17 protein-coding genes are annotated in these 19664 nt (G+C 68.1%); 10 read left to right on the top strand and 7 right to left on the bottom strand.

The annotated features are described in order from the left end of the window. Positions 1-3: 3 nt before the first annotated feature. A complete protein-coding gene (locus BN973_RS06280) occupies positions 4-1392 on the top strand; it encodes an NAD(P)/FAD-dependent oxidoreductase (protein WP_036466631.1) in 1389 nt (462 codons plus the stop codon). After that, entirely contained in the window at positions 1389-2663 is a 1275-nt protein-coding gene (locus tag BN973_RS06275; protein ID WP_036466630.1) for a cytochrome P450, read from the top strand. The genes BN973_RS06280 and BN973_RS06275 overlap by 4 nt, the downstream gene beginning before the upstream one ends. On the opposite strand, the gene BN973_RS06270 is transcribed toward BN973_RS06275, so the two are convergent. The 4 genes from BN973_RS06270 to BN973_RS06255 all read right to left on the bottom strand — a co-directional run bounded on the left by BN973_RS06270 (position 2664) and on the right by BN973_RS06255 (position 6507). Then, positions 2664-3413, bottom strand: coding sequence for a class I SAM-dependent methyltransferase (locus BN973_RS06270; protein WP_036472101.1), 750 nt, complete (start codon positions 3411-3413; stop codon positions 2664-2666). 30 nt (positions 3414-3443) lie between these two features. Next, positions 3444-3959 carry a nitroreductase family protein gene (locus BN973_RS06265; RefSeq protein WP_036466629.1) on the bottom strand — a complete coding sequence of 172 codons (516 nt, stop codon included), beginning with the start codon at positions 3957-3959 and terminating at the stop codon, positions 3444-3446. 56 nt (positions 3960-4015) lie between these two features. Continuing rightward, positions 4016-5431 (bottom strand): CehA/McbA family metallohydrolase, encoded by a 1416-nt coding sequence (locus tag BN973_RS06260; RefSeq protein ID WP_051641140.1) that lies wholly within the window; start codon positions 5429-5431, stop codon positions 4016-4018. Positions 5432-5559: 128 nt separating this feature from the next. After that, positions 5560-6507: a class I SAM-dependent methyltransferase gene (locus BN973_RS06255; RefSeq protein WP_036472099.1), complete on the bottom strand. Its 948-nt coding sequence runs from the start codon at positions 6505-6507 to the stop codon at positions 5560-5562. 205 nt (positions 6508-6712) lie between these two features. On the opposite strand from BN973_RS06255, the gene BN973_RS06250 reads away from it, so the two are divergent. The 4 genes from BN973_RS06250 (at position 6713) to BN973_RS06240 (ending at position 10676) form a co-directional block, all read left to right on the top strand. Next, the gene (locus BN973_RS06250; protein ID WP_036466627.1) at positions 6713-9088 is read left to right on the top strand and encodes a lysylphosphatidylglycerol synthase transmembrane domain-containing protein; all 2376 of its coding nucleotides are present in this window, start codon (positions 6713-6715) and stop codon (positions 9086-9088) included. A gap of 37 nt (positions 9089-9125) precedes the next feature. Next, positions 9126-9347, top strand: a complete 222-nt coding sequence (locus BN973_RS30975) for a hypothetical protein (protein WP_139830257.1) — start codon at positions 9126-9128, stop codon at positions 9345-9347. 233 nt (positions 9348-9580) lie between these two features. Beyond that, entirely contained in the window at positions 9581-10171 is a 591-nt protein-coding gene (locus BN973_RS06245) for a DUF3298 domain-containing protein (protein ID WP_051641139.1), read from the top strand. Positions 10172-10193: 22 nt separating this feature from the next. Further along, positions 10194-10676 carry a hypothetical protein gene (locus BN973_RS06240; RefSeq protein ID WP_036466626.1) on the top strand — a complete coding sequence of 161 codons (483 nt, stop codon included), beginning with the start codon at positions 10194-10196 and terminating at the stop codon, positions 10674-10676. On the opposite strand, the gene BN973_RS06235 is transcribed toward BN973_RS06240, so the two are convergent. Both BN973_RS06235 and galT read right to left on the bottom strand, forming a co-directional pair. Continuing rightward, complete coding sequence (locus tag BN973_RS06235; protein ID WP_036466625.1) at positions 10673-11761, bottom strand: galactokinase; 1089 nt, start codon at positions 11759-11761, stop codon at positions 10673-10675. The two genes, BN973_RS06240 and BN973_RS06235, sit on opposite strands and share 4 nt — an antisense overlap. Continuing rightward, positions 11758-12870 carry a galactose-1-phosphate uridylyltransferase gene (gene galT / locus BN973_RS06230; protein WP_036466623.1) on the bottom strand — a complete coding sequence of 371 codons (1113 nt, stop codon included), beginning with the start codon at positions 12868-12870 and terminating at the stop codon, positions 11758-11760. Before galT ends, BN973_RS06235 begins: the two co-directional genes overlap by 4 nt. Before the next feature lie 252 nt (positions 12871-13122). Between galT and BN973_RS06225 the strand changes: the two genes are divergently transcribed. The 3 genes from BN973_RS06225 to BN973_RS06215 all read left to right on the top strand — a co-directional run bounded on the left by BN973_RS06225 (position 13123) and on the right by BN973_RS06215 (position 17451). Further along, the gene (locus BN973_RS06225; RefSeq protein WP_051641540.1) at positions 13123-15282 is read left to right on the top strand and encodes an FUSC family protein; all 2160 of its coding nucleotides are present in this window, start codon (positions 13123-13125) and stop codon (positions 15280-15282) included. A 64-nt stretch (positions 15283-15346) separates the two neighbouring features. Next, positions 15347-16111 (top strand): SDR family oxidoreductase, encoded by a 765-nt coding sequence (locus BN973_RS06220; protein WP_036466622.1) that lies wholly within the window; start codon positions 15347-15349, stop codon positions 16109-16111. Positions 16112-16194: 83 nt separating this feature from the next. Beyond that, the gene (locus BN973_RS06215) at positions 16195-17451 is read left to right on the top strand and encodes a cytochrome P450 (protein WP_036472096.1); all 1257 of its coding nucleotides are present in this window, start codon (positions 16195-16197) and stop codon (positions 17449-17451) included. Here the strand turns inward: BN973_RS06215 and BN973_RS06210 are convergent. Then, on the bottom strand, positions 17441-18229 hold the full coding sequence (locus BN973_RS06210) for an adenylate/guanylate cyclase domain-containing protein (RefSeq protein WP_036466621.1): 789 nt from the start codon (positions 18227-18229) through the stop codon (positions 17441-17443). The two genes, BN973_RS06215 and BN973_RS06210, sit on opposite strands and share 11 nt — an antisense overlap. A 143-nt stretch (positions 18230-18372) precedes the next feature. Between BN973_RS06210 and BN973_RS06205 the strand changes: the two genes are divergently transcribed. After that, positions 18373-19608, top strand: coding sequence for a cytochrome P450 (locus BN973_RS06205; protein WP_036466620.1), 1236 nt, complete (start codon positions 18373-18375; stop codon positions 19606-19608). The last annotated feature ends 56 nt before the right edge of the window (positions 19609-19664 follow it).

The raw sequence follows: 19664 nt of genomic DNA, 5'->3' as shown, positions 1-19664 counted from the left end.
GCCGTGAATCCGAACGGCTTCAAGGACAAGGGGCGCATCGTCATCGTGGGCGCCTCGCTGGCCGGACTGCGTGCCGCCGAAGCGCTGCGCGAAGAGGGTTTTCGTGGTGAGCTGACGATCATCGGCGACGAGCCGGACGAACCGTATGACCGGCCGCCGTTGTCCAAGCAGGTCCTCAAGGGGTGGGTGGCAGCCGATCACACCAAGCTGCCGCGACTGCGTGCGGTGGATGCCAACTGGCGTCTCGGGGTTGCCGCGACCGCCCTGGACCGGGCGAACCAGGTGGTGCGCCTTGCCGACGGCAGCGAGGTGTCGAGCGACAGCCTGCTGATCGCCACGGGTGTGCGCTCGCGGCGATGGCCCAACCCGGAGGAGGCCGCGCTGCAGGGCGTGTACACGCTGCGCACCAGCGCCGACGCAGCGCGGTTGCAGGCGGCGTTGGCCGCCCGTCCGCGCCGGGTGCTGATCATCGGTTCGGGGTTCATCGGATCGGAAGCCGCCTCGGTCTGCCGCGAACTCGGTCTGGAGGTCACTGTCACCGAGCGCGGCCCGGCACCGCTGAGCGGTCCGCTGGGCGGCGTGATCGGCGCGATCGCCGCCGAGATGCAGCGCGAGGCAGGGGTGGACCTGCGCACCGGAGTCTCGGTGCTCGCCCTGGACGGGGATGCCGAAGGGCGCGTACGACGCGCACGGCTCTCCGACGGCAGCACGCTCGACGTCGACGTGGTCTTGACGTCGTTGGGCTCGATCCGCAACGTCGAGTGGCTGGAGGGCGCCGGGTTGGCGGCCGGGTTCTGGGGCGTGGGATGCGACGCAGGGTGCCGCGCGTTCGACATCAACGCAGTGGTCACCAACCGCATCTTCGTGGCCGGCGACATCGCCCGGGCTCCACATGTGCTTTACGACTACGAGTTCCTGGCGATGGAGCACTGGGACAACGCCGTGCTGGGCGCGCGGGTCGCGGCGCACAACATGGTCTGCGACGAGGTCGACCGCTGGGCGCACCTGCTGGTCCCGCAGTTCTGGTCGGCCCAATTCGGCGTCAACATCAAATCCGTTGGCGTGCCGTCATTCGGCGACGAGATCGTCTTCACCCAGGGCTCGGTCAGACAGCGCCGGTTCGCCGCGGCCTACGGCCGTCGCGGCCGCATCGTCGGCGCGGTCACCTTCAACCACGCGAAATGGATCGACTACTACCGCGACCAGATCGCGCGTTCGGGACCGTTTCCGCCGCACCCGCCGGGCTTCGATTTCCCGGAGAACATGCGCGTGCTGCCCGCCGACTTTCCCGCGCGGGGCGTGCCCACCGAGACCCCCGACGTGGTGCTGACGGGACACGACCCCAGCGAGCGGCGGGCCGAATTCCGTCCCCGGCACCAGGTGCTGCGATGACTCCCGAGGAAGCTTTCGACGCCGCGATGCGGTACGAAAACCGCGCGGATCCCTATCCGTTCTTCGACGAGCTGCGCAAGACGCCGGTGGTGCGGGTGACCAACGGCGTCTACGCGGTCACCGGGTACGAGGAGCTGATGGCGCTGGCCCACGATCCTCGCGTGAGTTCCGACCTCCGCAAGGGCCGCCCGGCGGCCGTCGGCCGCGATCGGCTGAGCGCGGCCGAGTCGGCGGTCGAGATGGCGGAGGCCTACGGCCGAGACCCGAGCTTCATCGCGCAGGATCCGCCCGACCATGACCGGGCGCGCCGGCAATGCATGCGCTTTTTCGGGCCACCCGATTCACCGGACCTGGTCCCGGGCCAAGAGCCATTTTGCCAACAGATCGTCAACGAAATGCTGGACAACGCAATGGGTAAGACTCGCATCGATGTGGTCGACGAGTTCGCTTATCCGTTGCCGGTCAGCGTGATCTGCCGGATCATGGGCATACCCGTCCAGGACGAGCCCCAGTTCCACGCGTGGGTCACCGACATCGCTTCCGGCATCTTCGATCTCGGCCCCGACATCCAGACCGATGAGGGTCAGGCGCGACGCGCCAAGGGCGAAGCCGCCGACGCCGAACTCAACGAGTACATCGTCGGGCTGGTCGAAAAGGCTGCGAAAACACCTGGGCCCGGGATGATTTCGCAGCTGGTTCACGACGATGGGCCCGACGGGCAGATGTCGACGAGCGCGATCGTCAACAACACCATCCTGTTGTTCGTCGCCGGTCACGACTCGACGGTCAACCTGATCTCGCACTGCATTCTCACCGTGCTGCGCAACCCGTGGTCGATCGAATTACTGTGCAGCAAACCGGGATTGATCCCCGGCGCCATCGAGGAAGTACTTCGGCTGCAGTCGTCTGTGCAGTTCTTCCCGACGCGCTCTGCGCTGGCCGACATCGACATCGCCGGCACCACCATCCCCAAAGGCGCGCCGATCTATCTGATGTACGGTGCCGCCAACCGGGACCCGCGCCGCTTCGCGGACCCCGACACGTTCGACCCCCGGCGGCCCGACAACGAGCACGTGGGTTGGGGACGCGGCATTCACGTCTGCTTCGGCGGCCCGCTGGCCCGGCTGGAAGTCAACACCGCGTTCGAGGCTTTCCTGCGCCGGGTGAAAGGCCCACGGCTGGTGCAAGATCCACCGCCCTACCGCATCAGCCAGGTGTTCCGCGGCCCGCGACACCTGCTGGTCGACTACGACGAAATCCTGAGTCGGTGATCAGCCCGGCTTGGTCGCGGTGACCAAACGCGTGGCGAACCACGGTCCGCCGTACCACATGCGCCAGCCGAGGTTGCGCCGCCGCACATTGTGCCAACCCAGTCGACGCAAGTAGCCGGCGTGACGGTTGGTTTCCCAGAGGTCGGCGATCGCGAGTCGACCGCCCGGGCGCAGCACCCGAATCGCCTCGTCCAGAGCTTTTCGCCGGCCCTCGTGGGTTCCGATGTTGTGGATGGCCAGACTGCTGACGATGACATCCACGCTCTCGTCGGCCAGCGGCAGCGCGGTCATGTCGGCGGTGTGCACTTCGACGCGGTCGGCGACGTTTTCCAGGTCCGCGTTGGACAGAGTCGACTGCTGTGAGTTCTTGGTCTGGTCGGCGCGCCATAGGTCGACGCCTATCGCGCGGCCACGCGGCACCCGCTTGGCCGCGGCGAGCAGTACGGCGCCGCGGCCACACCCGAGATCGAGCACGGTTTCGTCGCCTTGCAGCGAAAGTTCATCGAGGATCCGCCTCCACACCACGAACTTGCCGTGCTTCGTTGCGTAGATGTACGAGGCGACCGTCGCCAGCACCTCGGCCGCCGATGCCGCGCCGAGTACTGCCGCCAACCGGTTCCCGCGGCCCCAGGCGACACCCGCGCCGGCGAACAGCAAGGCAGAGACCACCGCCACGACCGCCACCTGCCCTCCGGGCGATACGGCCTGAAAGGACCCGTCGTACCCGTATTCGCCTTGGTGCTCGGTCACGCGCTGCGCCTCTGTCATTGTTCCAGCCTTCTACCAGCGTCCGCGGTGCACGACTTCGTCGAACGGGCGCCGGTCCGGTTTGCGGATGGGGGTCAGGGGCCGATCGGCCGGATACCCGACGCCGAGCATGAAGGCCACCAGGTACTCGTCCGGGACGCCCAGGATCGCGCGTGCCTTCTCCTGATCCCCCACCGACGAGTGACCGGTGCCGATACCCAGGTCGGTGGCCGCGATCATCATCGCCATCGTCGCCTGACCGACGTCGTAGTTGTCGGTCACCAGCCGCCGCTCGTCCGGCGGAACCGGGATCACCAACACGATCGCGGCCGGGGCCGACGCGATATGACCGGCGCCGCGCCACACCGTGGACAGCTCCTGCAGCTGGACCGGGTCGGTGACGATCACAAAGTCCCAGGGTTGACGGTTCTTCGCCGACGGCGCCCGCCAGCCGGCCTCGACGATGCGGTTCAGGTCGTCATCCGACACGGGTCGCGGCTGGTACTGCCGGACATTGCGCCGAGCGCAGATCGCGTCCCAGGTTTCCATCTCGTTCCTCTCGTCCGCGCGCCGACGCCGCGAATTCCGGTCTGCCCGGCCCGTTCTCAGGCTAACCACACTGGATTCGTCAGGGCGACCATCGAGCCGAGCCGGCCCCGGCGCCGGTCGCGTACCTCGAGTCGGGCAAAGCGCGCGGACGCGGCGTCGAGCTCCCATTGCAGCCTGCTGTCCGCCGAGGCTACCGGTGCACGGCCGGCGCAGCCCGCGTCGGTGATCAGGGCCGCGGTGGTGCCGGGCGCTCCGCTGATGACCGCGGTGACCGTTACCGCCTCACCGGGCGGCACCCGCAGCCGCTGTCCGGGCCCGGCCACGTCGCCGCCCGGACAGGACGCGGTGAGCTCGCACGCGACATCGCGTGATCCGACGATGTACGAGCGGCCGCGGCGCAGGCCGTCGACGATCGCGGGGACCGACAGCTCGTCCGCGTGCACGGCCGTCTGCGGCGCGCCGACCAGCTGTCGCCTGGCATGCGAGTCGCTGCCGCCGACCGCGACGATGCGCCGGCCCTGTCGCAAAAGCCGCTGCCAAATACGAAGGGACACTTCGTCATCGACGTTCCAGTGACCGTTCCATACTTCCAGCGAGTCCACGTCGGAGAAACCGAATTCCCACGCCGAGCCCGGCAGCGGCGCGGCGGGATGGGCGGCGGCCACCAAGCCCCCGACTTGGCGAACCTCGGCGGCGAAGCGCGGGAAGACCCCGTCGCCGGGCCCATAGCGCCAGTCGACCCAGCCGCCCGGGGGCAGGCCGACGGCGAGCCAATGTCCGTGCCGCGTGGTGACCTCCACGCCCGGAATCACCAACAGCGATCCGGTGCGACAGGTGGGCCATACCCGGTTGGCGGAGTTGGTGTTGTGCTCGGTGGACACGATGAAGTCGAGCCCGCCGGCGTGCGCGGCCGAAACCAGTTCAGCGGGATCGCGTTCACCGTCGGAGTGCTCCGTATGCAGATGCAGATCGCCGCGGTACCAGCGCGCACCACCGACCGAGGCGGGCGTGAACGCCGTCGGTGAATGCTGCGCGACCGGGGGCCCGGTGGGCGGCTCGTAGTCCAACGTGACCCGCACCTGCCAGGCCATCCCCCACGGACTCAGCACCACCGGGCCCAGCGCCACCGCCCATACGCCCGGCTCGATCGGCCCGGCCAGGTAGCCCGGGGTGGCATGGGTGCTCGAGATCATGAAGCCGTCGCGAGCGCCACCGGACCAGCCCCGGAATCCGGCGGCATTGCCCAAGTCGTGGCCGGCTGCCCCAAACATCCCGAGGTCCAACACATTTTGGGCCGGGCCGCCGATGCCGGAGTCGTGCGAGGTGGTCACCCGAATTTGTTGCACACCGGGCGGCACCTGGAACGGCAGGTAAGCCCACCGGTAGATACCAAAACCGAACCGCCCCGAAAACGCTATTTCGATTGCCTTGCCCGCGGTGATGGCACCCGGCGCGACCTTGGCACTGGTCATGGCTTTTCTCCCGTCGGCGCGCAGCCATTTCCGACGACGGTGTCGGCTCCGCCCACAGCATTGGCCATGAAGGTCTAACCAGTCGTTACATCGACACGAACACCCGCTGTAGGGCTGGTGAGAATGCGCTACGCCGACGACCGCTGAGCGGCCACGAACAGGTTGCCGGGGACGTCGTTCTCGACCTCTTTCGCGGGCCTGCGGCCATAGCCGGCCATCAGGTCCAGCGACGGCGTCACCGTCACGTCCCAGCCGTGGCGACCGAACCAGGCACCCACGTCTTCGCGCTCTTCGAAGTACCACAATTCGTCGGTGCTGGGGACCTCGCGCCGCACGTCCGCCCTGGCGAACGCGGCGCGGACGCGATCCATCCGGGCCCGCCGGCGCGTGCGGGCCTCGGGGTCGAGAAACTTCGGGCCCAACGCCTCCACACCGATCCGGCTGCCCGGGACCGTCAGCGCCTGCACGCGCTCGAACAGCAACTCCTGCGCCGCGGCCGGCAGGTAAGGCATCAGCCCCTCGGCCGACCAGACGCTGGGGGCCGAGGTGTCAAACCCCGCTTCTTGCAATGCTTTTGGCCAGTCCTGGCGCAGGTCCACCGGGACGGCGACCCGGTTGCAGGCGGGTTGGGCCCCGTGTTCGGCCAACGTCGACGCTTTGAAATCCAGCACCTTGGGCTGGTCGAGCTCGTAGACCGTGACGCCGTCCGGCCACGGCAGCCGCCAGGATCGCGCGTCCAGCCCCGCCGCCAGGATCACCGCCTGGGTAATGCCGGCCGTCGTCGCATCGATGAAGAACGCGTCGAAGAAAGCGGTCCGCGAGGCCATGTAGCCGACCATCGCCTGCATCTGCTGCGCCAGGTTGGGTTCGATTTCCAGCAGCTCGGCCGGCAGCTGTGGTGCGGAGTACCAGTTCCACACTCCGTCGCCGGCCGCGTCGAGGAAAACACGCGCGAACGGGTCGCGGATCAGCGGATTCTCACTCTCGGTCTCCGCCGCGCGGGATGCCGCGACGCCCAGCGCCGTCGCCCCCACGCTCTCGGTGATCTCCCAGCTGTCGTTGTCGGTTCTGGCCACGCCCACGTCCTCCCGGTTCACTTTCGCCTCGGGCGAGGTTACGTGAGCAAGCTGTCCGCGGGCTGTGGCCGTCTTCGGCGCCCGCTAGCGTTTACCCGCAGGTGAACAAGCTGTCCGTCAGGTTCATGCACGCTTGCCCGGAGGTATCCGGTTAAGTTGTCGGCGGGCCGCTAACTGCGTGGCCCCGGCTCCGAAGGGTCCTGACATGCGAGTTGACGGACGCGACATCAGCGTCTCTGGCAGCTTGCTGCAACCGGTGAACCGGCGCACCAATGACATCCTGCGGCTGATCCTGGCCACCGCTTTTCTCGCGACGGTGATCACCGGTTCGCTGGTCACCCGCACCCGTTGGATCCGGCTGGAGATGTCCGTCTCGCGGATCGTCGGGGTGTTGTCGCCCACCCAAGCCGATGTGGTCTACCTGCTGTACGGATTCGCGATTCTGGCGCTGCCGTTCATGATCCTGATCGGCCTGATCGTGGCCCGGCAATGGAAACTGTTGGGCGCCTACGGGGCCGCGGCGATTCTCGCGGCACTGCCCTTGTCGATCAGCAGCAACCGCCTCGCCGCACCGCGATGGCACTTCGACGTCTCGGACCGGCTGAGCACGCTGCCGGCGCAGTTCCTCGACGACCCGCGCTGGATCGCGATGCTGGCCGCGGTGCTGACGGTGTCCGGTCCCTGGCTACCCGCGCGCTGGCGGCGCTGGTGGTGGGCGCTGCTGCTCGCGTTCGTGCCGATTCACCTGTTGATCAGTGCCATCGTCCCGGCCCGCTCCCTGGTGGGGTTGGCGGTGGGATGGTTCGTCGGCGCGCTGGTGGTGCTCGCCGTCGGCACGCCCGCGCTGGAAGTGCCGCTGGCCGCGGCGGTGCGGGCGATGGGAAAGCGTGGCTTCGTGGTGTCGCGGCTGATGGTGGTCCGGCCCGCCGGGCCCGGGCCGTTGGTGCTGTCGACCGATTCCGGGGACCCCGATTCGACGGCGGCCATCGAGTTGTACGGCCCGCACCAACGCAGCGGTGGCGCGCTGCGCGAGCTGTGGCGCAAGCTGCGGCTACGCGATGCGGAGACGGCGCCCTTCCAGGCGTCGATGAGCCGCGCGGTGGAGCATCGTGCGTTGATGGCGATCGCGATCGGTGAGGCGGGCGTGGCGAACACGTCGACGATCGCCTTCGCGGCGCTGGACCGGGGCTGGACGCTGTACGCGCACCGGCCGGTTCGGGGGATCCCGCTCGACGAATGCACGAAGACCACGCCGGTGACCCGGGTGTGGGAGTCGCTGCGCAAGCTGCACGACTATCAGATCTCGCACGGCGACCTGCGCTGCCACGAGATCACCGTGGAGGACGGCACGGTGTTGTTCGGCGGGTTCGGCAATGCCGAATACGGCGCCACCGACGCCCAGCTGCAATCGGACCTGGCCCAGCTCCTGGTGACGACGACCGCCCTGTACGACGCGAAGTCGGCGGTGCGCGCGGCGATCGACACCTTCGGCAAGGACGCCATCTTGACCGCTTCCCGTCGGCTCACCAGATCCGCTGTGCCCAAACGGGTCCGGAAGTCGGTCGGCGACGCGGCCGACGTCATCTCGGCCGCCCGGTCCGAGGTCAAGTCCCAGACGGGTGCGGATCAGATCGAGAAGGAGACCATCACCCGGTTCACCCGCAGCCAGGTGATCCAGCTGGTGCTGCTCGGCGCGCTGGTTTATGTCGCGTACCCGTTCATCAGCACGGTGCCGACGTTCTTTTCCGAACTCAGATCGGCGAACTGGTGGTGGGCGCTGCTGGGCGTGTTCATCTCGGCCTCGACATATGTGGGCGCGGCGGCGGCGCTGTGGGCGTGCACCGACGGCACGGTGAATTTCTGGAAGCTGTCAATAGCCCAGGTAGCCAACACCTTTGCCGCGACCACCACCCCGGCCGGAGTCGGCGGCCTGGCGCTGAGCACCCGGATCTTGCAGAAGAGCGGCCTGTCGGTGATGCGGGCCACCGCCGCGGTGGCGTTGCAGCAGTCGGTGCAGGTGATCATGCACCTGGTGTTGCTGATCTTGTTCAGCACCGTGGCCGGCGCGTCGATGGACCTTTCGCATTTCGTCCCGGATGCCACGGTGCTGTACCTGCTCGCCGGTGTGGCGCTGGGCATCGTCGGCGCCTTCCTGTTGGTGCCCAAGCTGCGGGGCTGGCTGGCGACGGCGGTGCGCCCGCGGCTGCAGGAGGTGGCCAAAGATCTCGTCGAGCTGGTCCGTGAGCCCCGGCGGCTGTCGCTGATCGTGCTCGGTTGCACCGGAACGACTCTCGGTGCGGCACTGGCGCTTTGGGCCAGCGTCCAGGCCTTCGGCGGGGGCGCGACATTCGTCACCTGCACCGTCGTGACGATGGTCGGCGGCACCCTGGCCTCGGCCGCACCGACCCCGGGCGGGGTGGGCGCCGTCGAGGCGGCGTTGATCGGTGGGCTGGCCGCGTTCGGGGTGCCCGCCGCCGTCGGGGTGCCGTCGGTGCTGCTGTATCGGGTGCTGACCTGTTGGCTGCCGGTGTTCATCGGCTGGCCGGTGATGCGCTGGCTCGCCGACAACGACATGGTTTAGCAACTTCTCGCGAATTCCTCGGCTAGTCTCAGTCCGCGTGGCTGGCGCTGGTCGGTTGCGGCTCGGGCAGCAAATCAGGCACCAAGACTTCAACATCGACAAGCACCTCGACGACCACCAGCGCGACGCCGAGCGGGCACGCCCACAATCCATCGCCGACTACATCGTCGAGAACAAGATCACCGAGACCCCGGCCCCTCCGTCGATTTGCCGGTGCCCCCGGGCTCGCACGTCGCACAGCACAGCCCCACGTCCTTGATGGACGCCACCAACGTCATCGACGAGCAGACCACGATTACCCCGTGACAGCGGAGGCCATACGGTGAAGCGATGCCAGGAAGCCGGTTAGCGGTCGCGGTGGCCTCGATTTTGCTCGCTTGCGGCTGCCATAGCCCCAACCACAACGCCGACAGTCCCGCCGCGAGTACGACCCCCATTCCCAACCGTCTCTGCAGCGACGTGCATGGGCGGTGGGACGGGAAACGGTGCAAAGTGAGCAACGACCTCAATGGTGCGCACCTGGAAGTGACCGCCGCGTATCCGAGCGACCTCGTCGACAATCCGCCGGCCGGCCCGGTCCTGACGTCGTTCGTCCGGAAATTCTTCGCCCACTACGGCGAAACGGATACCAACGGGAACGGTAACGCCAACCTGGCCTCGCAGGTCCTGACGCACGCCGGGACCACGAAAACGGTGGTATTCCAGTCGGATTGGTACTTCAGCAACATGCCCCACCCGAGCGCGGCGATCACCACGTTCACCTTTGACTCGAAGCGTCAGCTGCAACTCACCGACCTGCTCTGCCCCGGCGTGGACCCGCTGACGGCAATCCCGCCGATCGCCCGCCCCTATGTGGAGCGGGCGCTGGACGGGTCGCCGTACCAGGTCGAGCAGTTCGAACCCGACCGCCCCGAGGGGGCCCTGGTCGACAACTACGACGCCTGGGCATTGGACGGCGATGACCTCGTGCTCTACCTGCCCGCCGAACGCGGCCCGGGCGGGATTTCGCCCGGCGCCGTCGAGCCGCGTATTCCGCTCGCCCAGCTGGCGCCCATCCTGCGCGGAAAGGGCTGCCCGGCGTAGCGATTGGCCTTACGGTGTGTGCATGGCAGAAGAGTCGTACGCGATCGACGTCGGGCACCCGCCCTCATTCCTGCTCAAACTCGTCAACCCGTTGCTGGGTTTGCTGCTGCGCACCCCGCTGGCCGGATCGGCCCGCAAGCAGCTGATGGTGCTGAGCTTCACCGGCCGAAAAACCGGACGCCCGTTCACACTTCCGGTGAGCGCCCATGTGATCGACGACGCTCTGTACGCGCTGACCGGCGCCCCGTGGAAGCAGAACTTCCGCGACGGCGCGCCCGCCCAGGTCCTCTACGACGGCAAGTCGGCGGCGATGCGCGGCGAGCTGATCCGGGACCGCGCGATCGTGTCCGATCTTTATAAGCGCTGCGCCGAGGCGTACGGCCCGCGGCGTGCACAAACGATGATCGGGCTGAAGTTCCGCGACCAGGGCATCCCGACGCTCGAGGAGTTCGGCGAGGCGGTCGACCGCATGCACCTCGGTGCGGTCCGGCTGACCCCGGCCTAGCCGGGCCCCGCGCCCGCGGCGGCGCGGGTTCGAGTGATCGCCGGCGGCTCGAACCCGGCGTCGGCCAGCGCCCGTCGCACCGCCTCGCCGACCGGCTCCGCCCGCTCGGTTGGCACCAGCGCGATCACGCAACCCCCGAAGCCGCCGCCGGTCATCCGGGCGCCCAGGGCACCCTCGCGCACCGCGGTATCCGCGATCAGGTCGATGTGCTCGGTGGTGATCTCGAAGTCGTCGCGCATGGATGCGTGCGAGGCGGTCATGATCTGCCCGGCTGCGGAGAAATCCGAATCACGCAGTGCGGCAACAAAATCGAGCACACGGCCGTTCTCGGTCAGCACGTGACGGGCTCGACGCACGTCGACCGGATCGGTCACCCGGTTCAAGATCGATATGTCGCGGTCTTGAACCTCACGCAGTGACGACACCGCCAGCTCGGCGGCCGCCCGCTCGCACGAGGCGCGCCGCGCCGCGTACTCACCACCGGCGTGCCGATGCCGCGCGCGCGAGTCGATCAGCAGCAGGGCGACGCCGCCGGCGTCGGGGTCGAAGGCCACCGGCTCGACGGTGACGTCGCGAAAGTCGATCAGCAGCGCGGTCGACGGCGCTCCGAACAGTGCCGCCAGCTGATCAAGCAAACCCGTTGGGGCACCGACATATTCATTCTCCGCGCGCTGGGCCAGCCGCGCTTGTTCTTTTCTGTCGAGGTGGACATCGGCGACTGAGGTGAGCGCGCCCAGCACCGCGCATTCCAGCGCCGCCGACGACGACAGGCCCGACCCCAACTCCAGGTCGCTGGTGATCGACATCGCGCCACCCGGCACCGGGTGGCCGGCCTGTCGGAGCGCCCACATCACCCCGGCCACGTAACTCGCCCACCCGTCCACGTCGCCGGGAACGGTGCCGAGCGGAATGCGCACCGTCGCGTCCGCGCGGTCGCTGCGCACGGTGAGCGCTTGGTCGTGGTCGGGCGTGAAGGTCACCACGGTGCGTTGCGGCAGCGCGATCGGCAGCGCGAATCCGAGGTTGTAGTCGGTGTGCTCGCCGATCAGGTTGACCCGGCCCGGTGCCGCGTAGCGCACCGTCATGCGAGTTCGCGCAATCGTTGGGCCACGCTTTCGGGCAGGACGTCGCCGATGAACGCGCCCATCGCCGATTCGGAGGCCGCCAGGTACTTCAGCTTGGCGGCGCTGCGCCGGATCGACATCAACTCGACGTGAAAGTAGCCGTCGGCCTGGGCATCGGTGTCGGTGTACTGGTGCAGTGCCGAAATATAGGGCAGCGGAACCGAATACATGCGGTCAAACCGCCCCAGCACGTCGAGGTAGAGCCGCGCGAACGCGTCGAGTTCGTCGTCGGTCAATTCGACGAGATTGCGCACGAACCTGTTCGGGTAGATGTGCACCTCGACCGGCCAGCGCGCCGCGAATGGCACGAACGCCGTGAACAGCTCGGTGCGCGCCACGATGCGGCTGCCGTCGGCGACCTCGTGCGCCAGCAGGCTGGCAAAAAGGTTGTCGCCGTGCTGCTTTCGATGTTCGCGCGCCTGCTCAAGCATCGCGGCGGTGCGGGGCGTCAGATACGGGTAGCCGTAGATCTGGCCATGCGGATGGGTCAGCGTGACCCCGATTTCCTCGCCACGATTCTCGAAGCAGAAGACCTGCTCGATACCCGGCGCGGCCATCAGGTCGGCGGTGCGGTGCCGCCAGGCCTCGACCACCAGCCGCGCCTGCGCGGCTGGTAACTGCGAGAACGAACCGGTGTGGTTGCTGGAAAAGCAGATCACCTCGGTCCGGCCATGCCCGGGCGCTAAGACGAAGCCGTCACCGCCCGGCGCACCCAACGGCTGGCCCGGGCCGGCCAGGCTCGGGAACCGATTTTCGAACACGACGACGTCGTAGTCCGGCGCGGGCACCTCGCTGGTCAGCCCGGTGGGGCCCGGACACAACGGGCACTGGTCGGCGGGCGGCTTGTAGGTACGGTCTTGTCGCAGCGCGGCGATGATCACCCACTGCCCGGTCGCCCGGTCGAAGCGCAGCTGCGACTGGTCGGGGTCTTGTTCCGGCAACGGCCTGCGATCGGCGACCGGAGCCGGAGAGTGCCCGGGCAATGAGAAGAACAGCAGGTCACGGCCGTCGGCCAGTTTCGCCCGCGTCGGCGCTGTCACGAGTTCGAAGACTAGCGTGACCGGCGGCAGTCAGTCGGACGTGCTCCGCTGAGCCCCACTCGCGTGGTCGGGGTGGGAGGTAAAACCTACGACCCAGGCACCATAGGGTGAGCAGAGGAGAGGCGGTAACGGGTGTCGGAGGAGCGCGAGGTGCCCGAGCGCGGCCTTGGCGATACCCGGAAGCTCGGCGCGAACGCCGGGCTCCGCGAATCGGCGACGGTGCTCTACGAGCGGGCGCGAAATTGGTGGATCGGCTCCGATCCCGGATTGCTGCGACTGCGGATGGCGACACGGACGACGGCCGCGCTGGCCTGCTCGCTGGCGATGCTCTACGTGTTGACCCGGGCAACGGGACAGCCGCTGACCGTGGCCTTGCTGGGCGTCGTCATCACGATGATCGCGGCCCGATCCGTCAACGAGCCGGACCCGCGTCAGCAGCGCATCACGATGGCGCTGCTGCCCGCGCCCGCCGCGCTGTCCATCACGGCCGCCGCGCTGCTCGCGCCGCACCCGCTGGCCGCCGACGCCGTCTTCGTGATGGTCGTCTTCGCCGCGGTCTACGTCCGCCGCTTCGGGCCCCGCGGCAGAGCCCTCGGCATGGTCGCGTTCATGGCCTATTTCTTCACTTTGTATCTGCGAGCACGCCTTTCGGAGTTGCCGTGGATGATCGGCGCCGTCGTGGTGGGCACGGTATGCACGTACGTGATGAGCACCTACGTCATGCCCGATCGGCCAGAACGCGTGCTGCGCGCCACGATTCGGGCGCTGCGTGCCCGGATGGCCATCCTGGTCGGCACCACGGCAGAGGCGGTTCGGACCGGCCGACTCGACGAACGGCGACAACACCACATGCGGGCCCGCACGATTCGGCTCAACGAGACCGCCCTGCTGGTGCAGAGCCAGATCGAGGACAGGGCCGATCCCGCCGTCCTGTGGCCCGGAGTGACCAGCCAACAACTGGCTCCGTGGCTGTTCGACGCCGAACTTGCGATCGAATGGGTCGCCAACGCCGGGCGCACTGTGACAGCCGTCGTCGCGGAAAATCCCAGCGCCATCGCGATGGACACCCGCCTCGAACTGGTCGGGGCGCTGACCGAACTCGCGCGAGCGATCCGGATTCCGGCGCCCGGCGGCCTGCAGCAGGCCGCGGATCACGCCCAGCGGGTTCTCGACCGGCAACCCGAGCCCACCGCCGACGACGACCCCGGTGCGGCCGCGGTGCGCCGCCTCGCGCTGGCGATCATCAACGCCGCCAACGCGACAGCCGAAGTCCGCGCGATCGTCGAGCACGCCACCAGCGCAGCCGTGGCGGGCCCGGGCAACACCGAACCACCCGAACTCGACGACGACCCGCAGGACGATGACGCCGGTGCCGAGAAGGCGAACGACGGGCTGTCGCAGAGCACCCGCCAAGCCATCCAGGTGACGATCGCCGCATCGTTGGCCATCGTCATCGGTGAGCTGGTGTCGCCGGCCCGCTGGTTCTGGGCGGTGATCGCGGCGTTCGTGATCTTCGCCGGCACCAACTCCTGGGGTGAAACCCTGACCAAGGGCTGGCAGCGGCTGGTCGGCACCATGCTCGGCGTGCCCTGCGGCATGCTGGCCGCCACGCTGTTCGCCAACGACAAGACCGCTTCGCTGGCCGCGATCTTCGTCTGCCTGTTCTGCGCCTTCTATTTCATGACGGTCACCTACAGCCTGATGACCTTCTGGATCACCACGACGCTGGCGCTGCTTTACGGCTTGATGGGCCAATTCTCGTTCGGCGTATTGATGTTACGGATCGAAGAGACCGCGATCGGCGCCGTGATCGGGGTGGCGGTGGCGATCCTGGTGTTGCCGACGAACACCAGAACCGCCATCCGCGACGACACCCGCGCGTTCTTGCAGGCGTTGACGTCGCTGATCGAGATCTCCACGGCGACGATGTTCGGCGAGGACGAGGCCGTCAGCCCGACCGAGCAAGCACGCCGGCTCGACCGAGATCTGCAGCAGTTCCGGATTACCGCCAAGCCGCTGCTGGCGGGGGTGGCCGGCCTGGCGGGGCGCCGCAGCATTCGGCGGGAGCTGCGCCTGTTCACCGCTTGCGACCGTTACGGGCGCCGCCTGGCCCGCAGCTGCGAGCGCTACCAGGATCCCGTCGGATCACAACAGCTCGCGGACGCCTTCACCGCCGCGGCCGAGCAGACCCGCCGCAATATCGACGCGCTGATCGCCCTGGTCGACGGGGCCACGACGGTGCGGGTCGACTCCACGACCGATGCGCTCGACGCCGCCGAGGCCCTGGCCCGCCACCACGACGGCGCCCACGGGCCGCACCCCGACACCCGGCGGTTCCTCACCGCGGTGCACGCGCTGCGCCAGATCGAACGCGCCGTCATCACCGCCGCGACCAACCTCGGCGCGCGCGACACCCCGAAGGTGTCGAGCTCGACAAGCTGACTCGAGGGGTCGCGCGCTACCCGCCGAGTTGGCAAGCTCCAGCTACACCAGGAAAGGCACGCGCATGAACATCTCCGGCAACACCATCTTCATTCCGGGCTCGACCAGTGGGATCGGTTTGGCCCTGGCCTTGCGGCTGCAGGCCAAGGGCAACACCGTCATCATCGGGGGCCGCAGGGCCGAGTTGCTCGAGCAGATCGCGGCCGAGCATGCCGGTCTCGACACGGTGCGGATCGACACCGCCGACGCCGCGAGCGTGCGCAACGCCGCCGACGAAGTGCTGGCACGTCACCCCGACCTCAACGTCATCGTCACGATGGCGGGCATCATGAAGATCGAGGATTGGCATCACCCCGACACCTTCCTCGAGACCGCCGAGGCGACGATCACCACGAACGTGCTTGGCCCCATTCGTCTCATCGCCGCGTTCGTCGAGCACCTGCAGAAGCAGCCGGCAGCAACCATCGTCACGGTCTCGTCGGGCCTGGCCTTCGCGCCGCTGCGGGTCACCCCCAGCTACAACGCCTCGAAGGCTGCCATTCACATGCTCAGCGAGTCGCTGCGGCTGCAATTGGCCGACTCCACGGTGGCGGTCAAAGAACTGGTGCCGCCGTCCGTGCAAACCGAATTGATGCCCGGACAAAGCGAAAACGCCGCCGCGATGCCACTGGACGACTTTCTCGACGAGGTCATGGGGCTGCTGGAAAACCAACCCGACGCCGACGAGATCCAAGTGGAGCGGGTGAAGTTCCTGCGTTATGGCGAGGCCCGCGGCGACCAGGACAAGGTGATCGCGGCGCTCAACGCCAGCGACCCGCACGGCAAATAGCCGACATTTCGTCTGATGTGTATGCCCAGCGGCGTCTGAGCGCTAGCATCTCCTCACGGCCCGCGATCCCGAGGAGCGCATCCATCGCCACCGTCAACCTGCCGCCGGGGTTCGACTTCACCGATCCCGACATCTACGCCCACCGATTGCCGGTGCAGGAGTTGGCGGAACTGCGCCGGGCGGCGCCGATCTGGTGGAACGAGCAGCCGCTCGATCAGGGCGGGTTCTGCGACGGCGGCTACTGGATGGTGACCAAGCACCGCGACATCCGCGAGGTCTCGCTGCGCAGCGACGTGTTCTCGTCGGCGGCGAAATCGATCGTGCCGCGCTACCGGCAAGACCAGGCGCAGGGCCAGATCGAGGCCGGCCGGGCGTCGATGATCATGATGGACGACCCCGAACACAGTCGACTGCGCAAGATCGTGGCGCGCGGCTTCACCCCGCGGGCCGTCGAGCGCCTGCGCGCCGACCTCAACGAGCGCGCCCGGCGGATCGCGCAGCTGGCGGCGGCCGAAGGCTCGGGCGACTTCGTGCTGCAGGTGGCCTGCGAGTTGCCGCTGCAGGCCATCGCCGGCCTGCTCGGGGTGCCGGCCGAGGACCGCGGCAAGCTGTTCGACTGGTCCAACAAGATGATCGGAGGCGACGACCCGGAGTTCGCCGATCACGACGCGCTCACCTCGGCAAGCGAATTGATGTGGTACGCAATGCAATTGGCGGCCCGCAAGACCGAGAATCCGGGTGATGACATCGTCACGACCCTGGTGCGGGCCGGCGCCGACGGTGACGGGCTGTCCGATGCGGAGTTCGGCATGTTCGTCGTCACGCTGGGCATCGCGGGCAACGAGACGACCCGCAACTCGATCACCCAAGGCATGATGGCCTTCACCGATCACCCCGAACAGTGGGAGCTGTTCAAAGCGCAGCGACCCAAGACCGCGGCCGACGAAATCATCCGGTGGGCCACACCGATCACGGCGTTTCAGCGCACGGCGCTGGCCGACACCGAACTCGGCGGTGTCGCGATCAAGAAGGGTCAGCGGGTGGTGATGTTCTACCGCTCCGCCAATTTCGACGAAGAGGTCTTCGACGACCCCTACGCCTTCAACGTCTTACGCAGCCCCAATCCGCACCTCGGATTCGGTGGCACCGGGGCGCACTACTGCATCGGCGCCAACCTGGCGCGCATGACGATCGACATCATGTTCAACGCGATCGCCGACCACCTGCCCGATCTGGCGTCCGCGGGAGATCCCCAGCGGCTGCGCTCGCCGTTCATCAACGGCATCAAACACTGGCAGGTCGACTACTCGGGCGACCGCCCCGCCGCCGTCACCCGTTGAGGGCATACGCCTCGATCGGCCGGTCGTAGCCGCGCAGATTCAGCCGCCGGCGCGGCGCGGTTCCCATCATCTCGTCGGCCACACCGGACGCGACGAGCAATTCCCCACCGGCGGCATGTTGTTGCATCCGGGCCGAGAGGTTGACCGGATCACCGAGGGCCGTGAAATCGACCACCGCCGCGCCGACGTTGCCGACGTAGGCGACGCCCGCGTTGACCGCCACACCCAGCTGGAGCCAAGGCGTCCCGTCGCCGCCATACCCGACCGCGCGCAGCAGCTCCATCCCCGCCAGCACCGCGCGGCGCCGGTAGTGCGGTCCGCTGATACCCCGCACGAAGAACGCCATCACCTCGTCGCCGATCAGTTTGTCGATCACCGCGTCGTGGCGCAGCAGCGTTTGCGTCGCCGCGGCGTAGAACCGGTTGAGCAGCGCGGCGAAGTCCGCGGCAATGCCGCGCTGACCCAGGGCCGTCGAACCGCGAATGTCGGCGAACAACACCGCGACGTCCACCTCGGCGCCGCCCGGCGGAAGCGCGTCGCAACAGCGGCTGCACAGGTTCGGGTTCTTGCGCGACGGGCTGAACCCGGCCGCGGCGAAAACGCGTCCGCCCGGTCCGCCGAACGGGTTGTTGCACACCTTGCACCGCGGCGCCGACGGCAAGTAGCGAAACACCCGCCGCGCCCGTACCAGCGGCGCATGACCTTCCGCTAACAGCTTGTCCCACGGCTGGTTTGGCGCCACCGCAGCGGTGCTGGGCTCGAAATTGCTGACAACCATGCCGCAATGGTCGACCCGGCGCCGCATCGGCGCATGAGGCATTCGCCCCAAATGCCGTTGACACTCGTAGGACGTGGCCATACATTATTCGGAAGTTGTCCGCGGGCTGCGCGCTCCGCGGATTCCGGGCTAAGGAGACCGCCATGGCCGTCGGTACCGCTCCCGCAAGTGTTTTCGACGCTGACCTGCCCGCGCTGAGCTACGACGCCGCGGAGACTCCCGCGGAGGTCTACCCGCGCATCGAAGCCGTCCAACAGCAGAGCCCCATCGCGATCGGCCCGTTCGGGCCCGAGGTGCTGTCCTACCGCCTGGTGCGCACCGTCCTTCGCGACACCCGGTTCCAGATCCCGCCCGGCATCAACCTGCTCGTGCAGGGCATCACCTCGGGTCCGTTGTGGGACAAGGTGGTCAACAGCTTGCTGTGCTTGGAAGGCGATCCGCACCACCGGCTGCGCAGCCTGACGTCGAAGGCGTTCACCCCCAAAGCGACGCTGCGTCTGCATGACACGATGGCCGGCCTGATGAACGAACTCGTCGACCAGGTTGCCGGCGCGGGGCGCTGCGACGTGGTCACCGACATCGCCCGCCCCTACCCGGTCCCGATCATCTGCGCGCTGCTCGGTGCACCGCGCGAGGATTGGCAACGGTTTTCGCTGTGGGCCGACGAAATATTCAAGGCGTTCAGCTTCAACGTCGACATCCGCGAACTCGAACCCGCCGTGATGCGCGCGTGGGCCGAACTCGACGACTATGTCGATGACATGGTCGCCCGGCGCCGGCACTCGCTGACCGACGACCTGCTGTCCGACCTCATCCGCGCCGAGGATGACGGGGACCGGCTCAACGCCGCCGAACTGCGCATGCTCGCGGGAGGTTTGTTGTTGGCGGGCACCGATACCACCCGCAACCAGGTGGGTGCCTCGGTGCAGGTCCTCTGCGAGCACCCCGAGCAGTGGCAACTGCTGCAGCAGAATCCCGAACTGGCCATGCGCGCGGTCGAGGAAACCATGCGCCACTCGCCGATCGCGTGCGGAACGCTGCGGCTGGTGGTCGAGGACGCCGAACTCGACGGCTACCTCTTCCCCGCCGGCACCATGGTGTTGGTGAATACCGCTGCGGCCAACCGTGATCCCGACGTGTACGACGAACCGCACCGCGTCGACATCACCCGCGAGGGAGCACCGCCGATCCTCACCTTCGGCGGCGGCGTGCACTACTGCCTGGGCGCCAACCTGGCCCGCCGCGAGCTGGCCGAAGCGCTGACGGTGCTGTCCCAACGGATGGTCGACCCGCGCATCGTCGGCCCGGTGCCGTGGAAGCCGATGGTGAGCCTGAGCGGGCCGACGAGCGTGCCCATCGAGTTCGGCGTACGGCGCTAGCGGGCCCCACGAGTCGCGGTCCCAGCGAGCCCGCCCTACGCTCGGTGGGTTACACG

Origin of the sequence: Mycobacterium triplex (genome assembly GCF_000689255.1) — a bacterium.
GTDB lineage: Bacteria > Actinomycetota > Actinomycetes > Mycobacteriales > Mycobacteriaceae > Mycobacterium > Mycobacterium triplex.
This window is presented reverse-complemented; position numbering and strand designations above follow the sequence as displayed.

What these genes read in the sequence shown, in the direction of transcription:
- BN973_RS06275 (WP_036466630.1), top strand. Translation starts at nt 1,389, where the DNA reads ATGACTCCCGAGGAAGCTTTCGACGCCGCGATGCGGTACGAAAACCGC.
- BN973_RS06265 (WP_036466629.1), bottom strand. Translation starts at nt 3,959, where the DNA reads ATGGAAACCTGGGACGCGATCTGCGCTCGGCGCAATGTCCGGCAGTAC.
- BN973_RS06260 (WP_051641140.1), bottom strand. Translation starts at nt 5,431, where the DNA reads ATGACCAGTGCCAAGGTCGCGCCGGGTGCCATCACCGCGGGCAAGGCA.
- BN973_RS06250 (WP_036466627.1), top strand. Translation starts at nt 6,713, where the DNA reads ATGCGAGTTGACGGACGCGACATCAGCGTCTCTGGCAGCTTGCTGCAA.
- BN973_RS06240 (WP_036466626.1), top strand. Translation starts at nt 10,194, where the DNA reads ATGGCAGAAGAGTCGTACGCGATCGACGTCGGGCACCCGCCCTCATTC.
- BN973_RS06235 (WP_036466625.1), bottom strand. Translation starts at nt 11,761, where the DNA reads ATGACGGTGCGCTACGCGGCACCGGGCCGGGTCAACCTGATCGGCGAG.
- BN973_RS06225 (WP_051641540.1), top strand. Translation starts at nt 13,123, where the DNA reads ATGGCGACACGGACGACGGCCGCGCTGGCCTGCTCGCTGGCGATGCTC.
- BN973_RS06220 (WP_036466622.1), top strand. Translation starts at nt 15,347, where the DNA reads ATGAACATCTCCGGCAACACCATCTTCATTCCGGGCTCGACCAGTGGG.
- BN973_RS06210 (WP_036466621.1), bottom strand. Translation starts at nt 18,229, where the DNA reads ATGGTTGTCAGCAATTTCGAGCCCAGCACCGCTGCGGTGGCGCCAAAC.
- BN973_RS06205 (WP_036466620.1), top strand. Translation starts at nt 18,373, where the DNA reads ATGGCCGTCGGTACCGCTCCCGCAAGTGTTTTCGACGCTGACCTGCCC.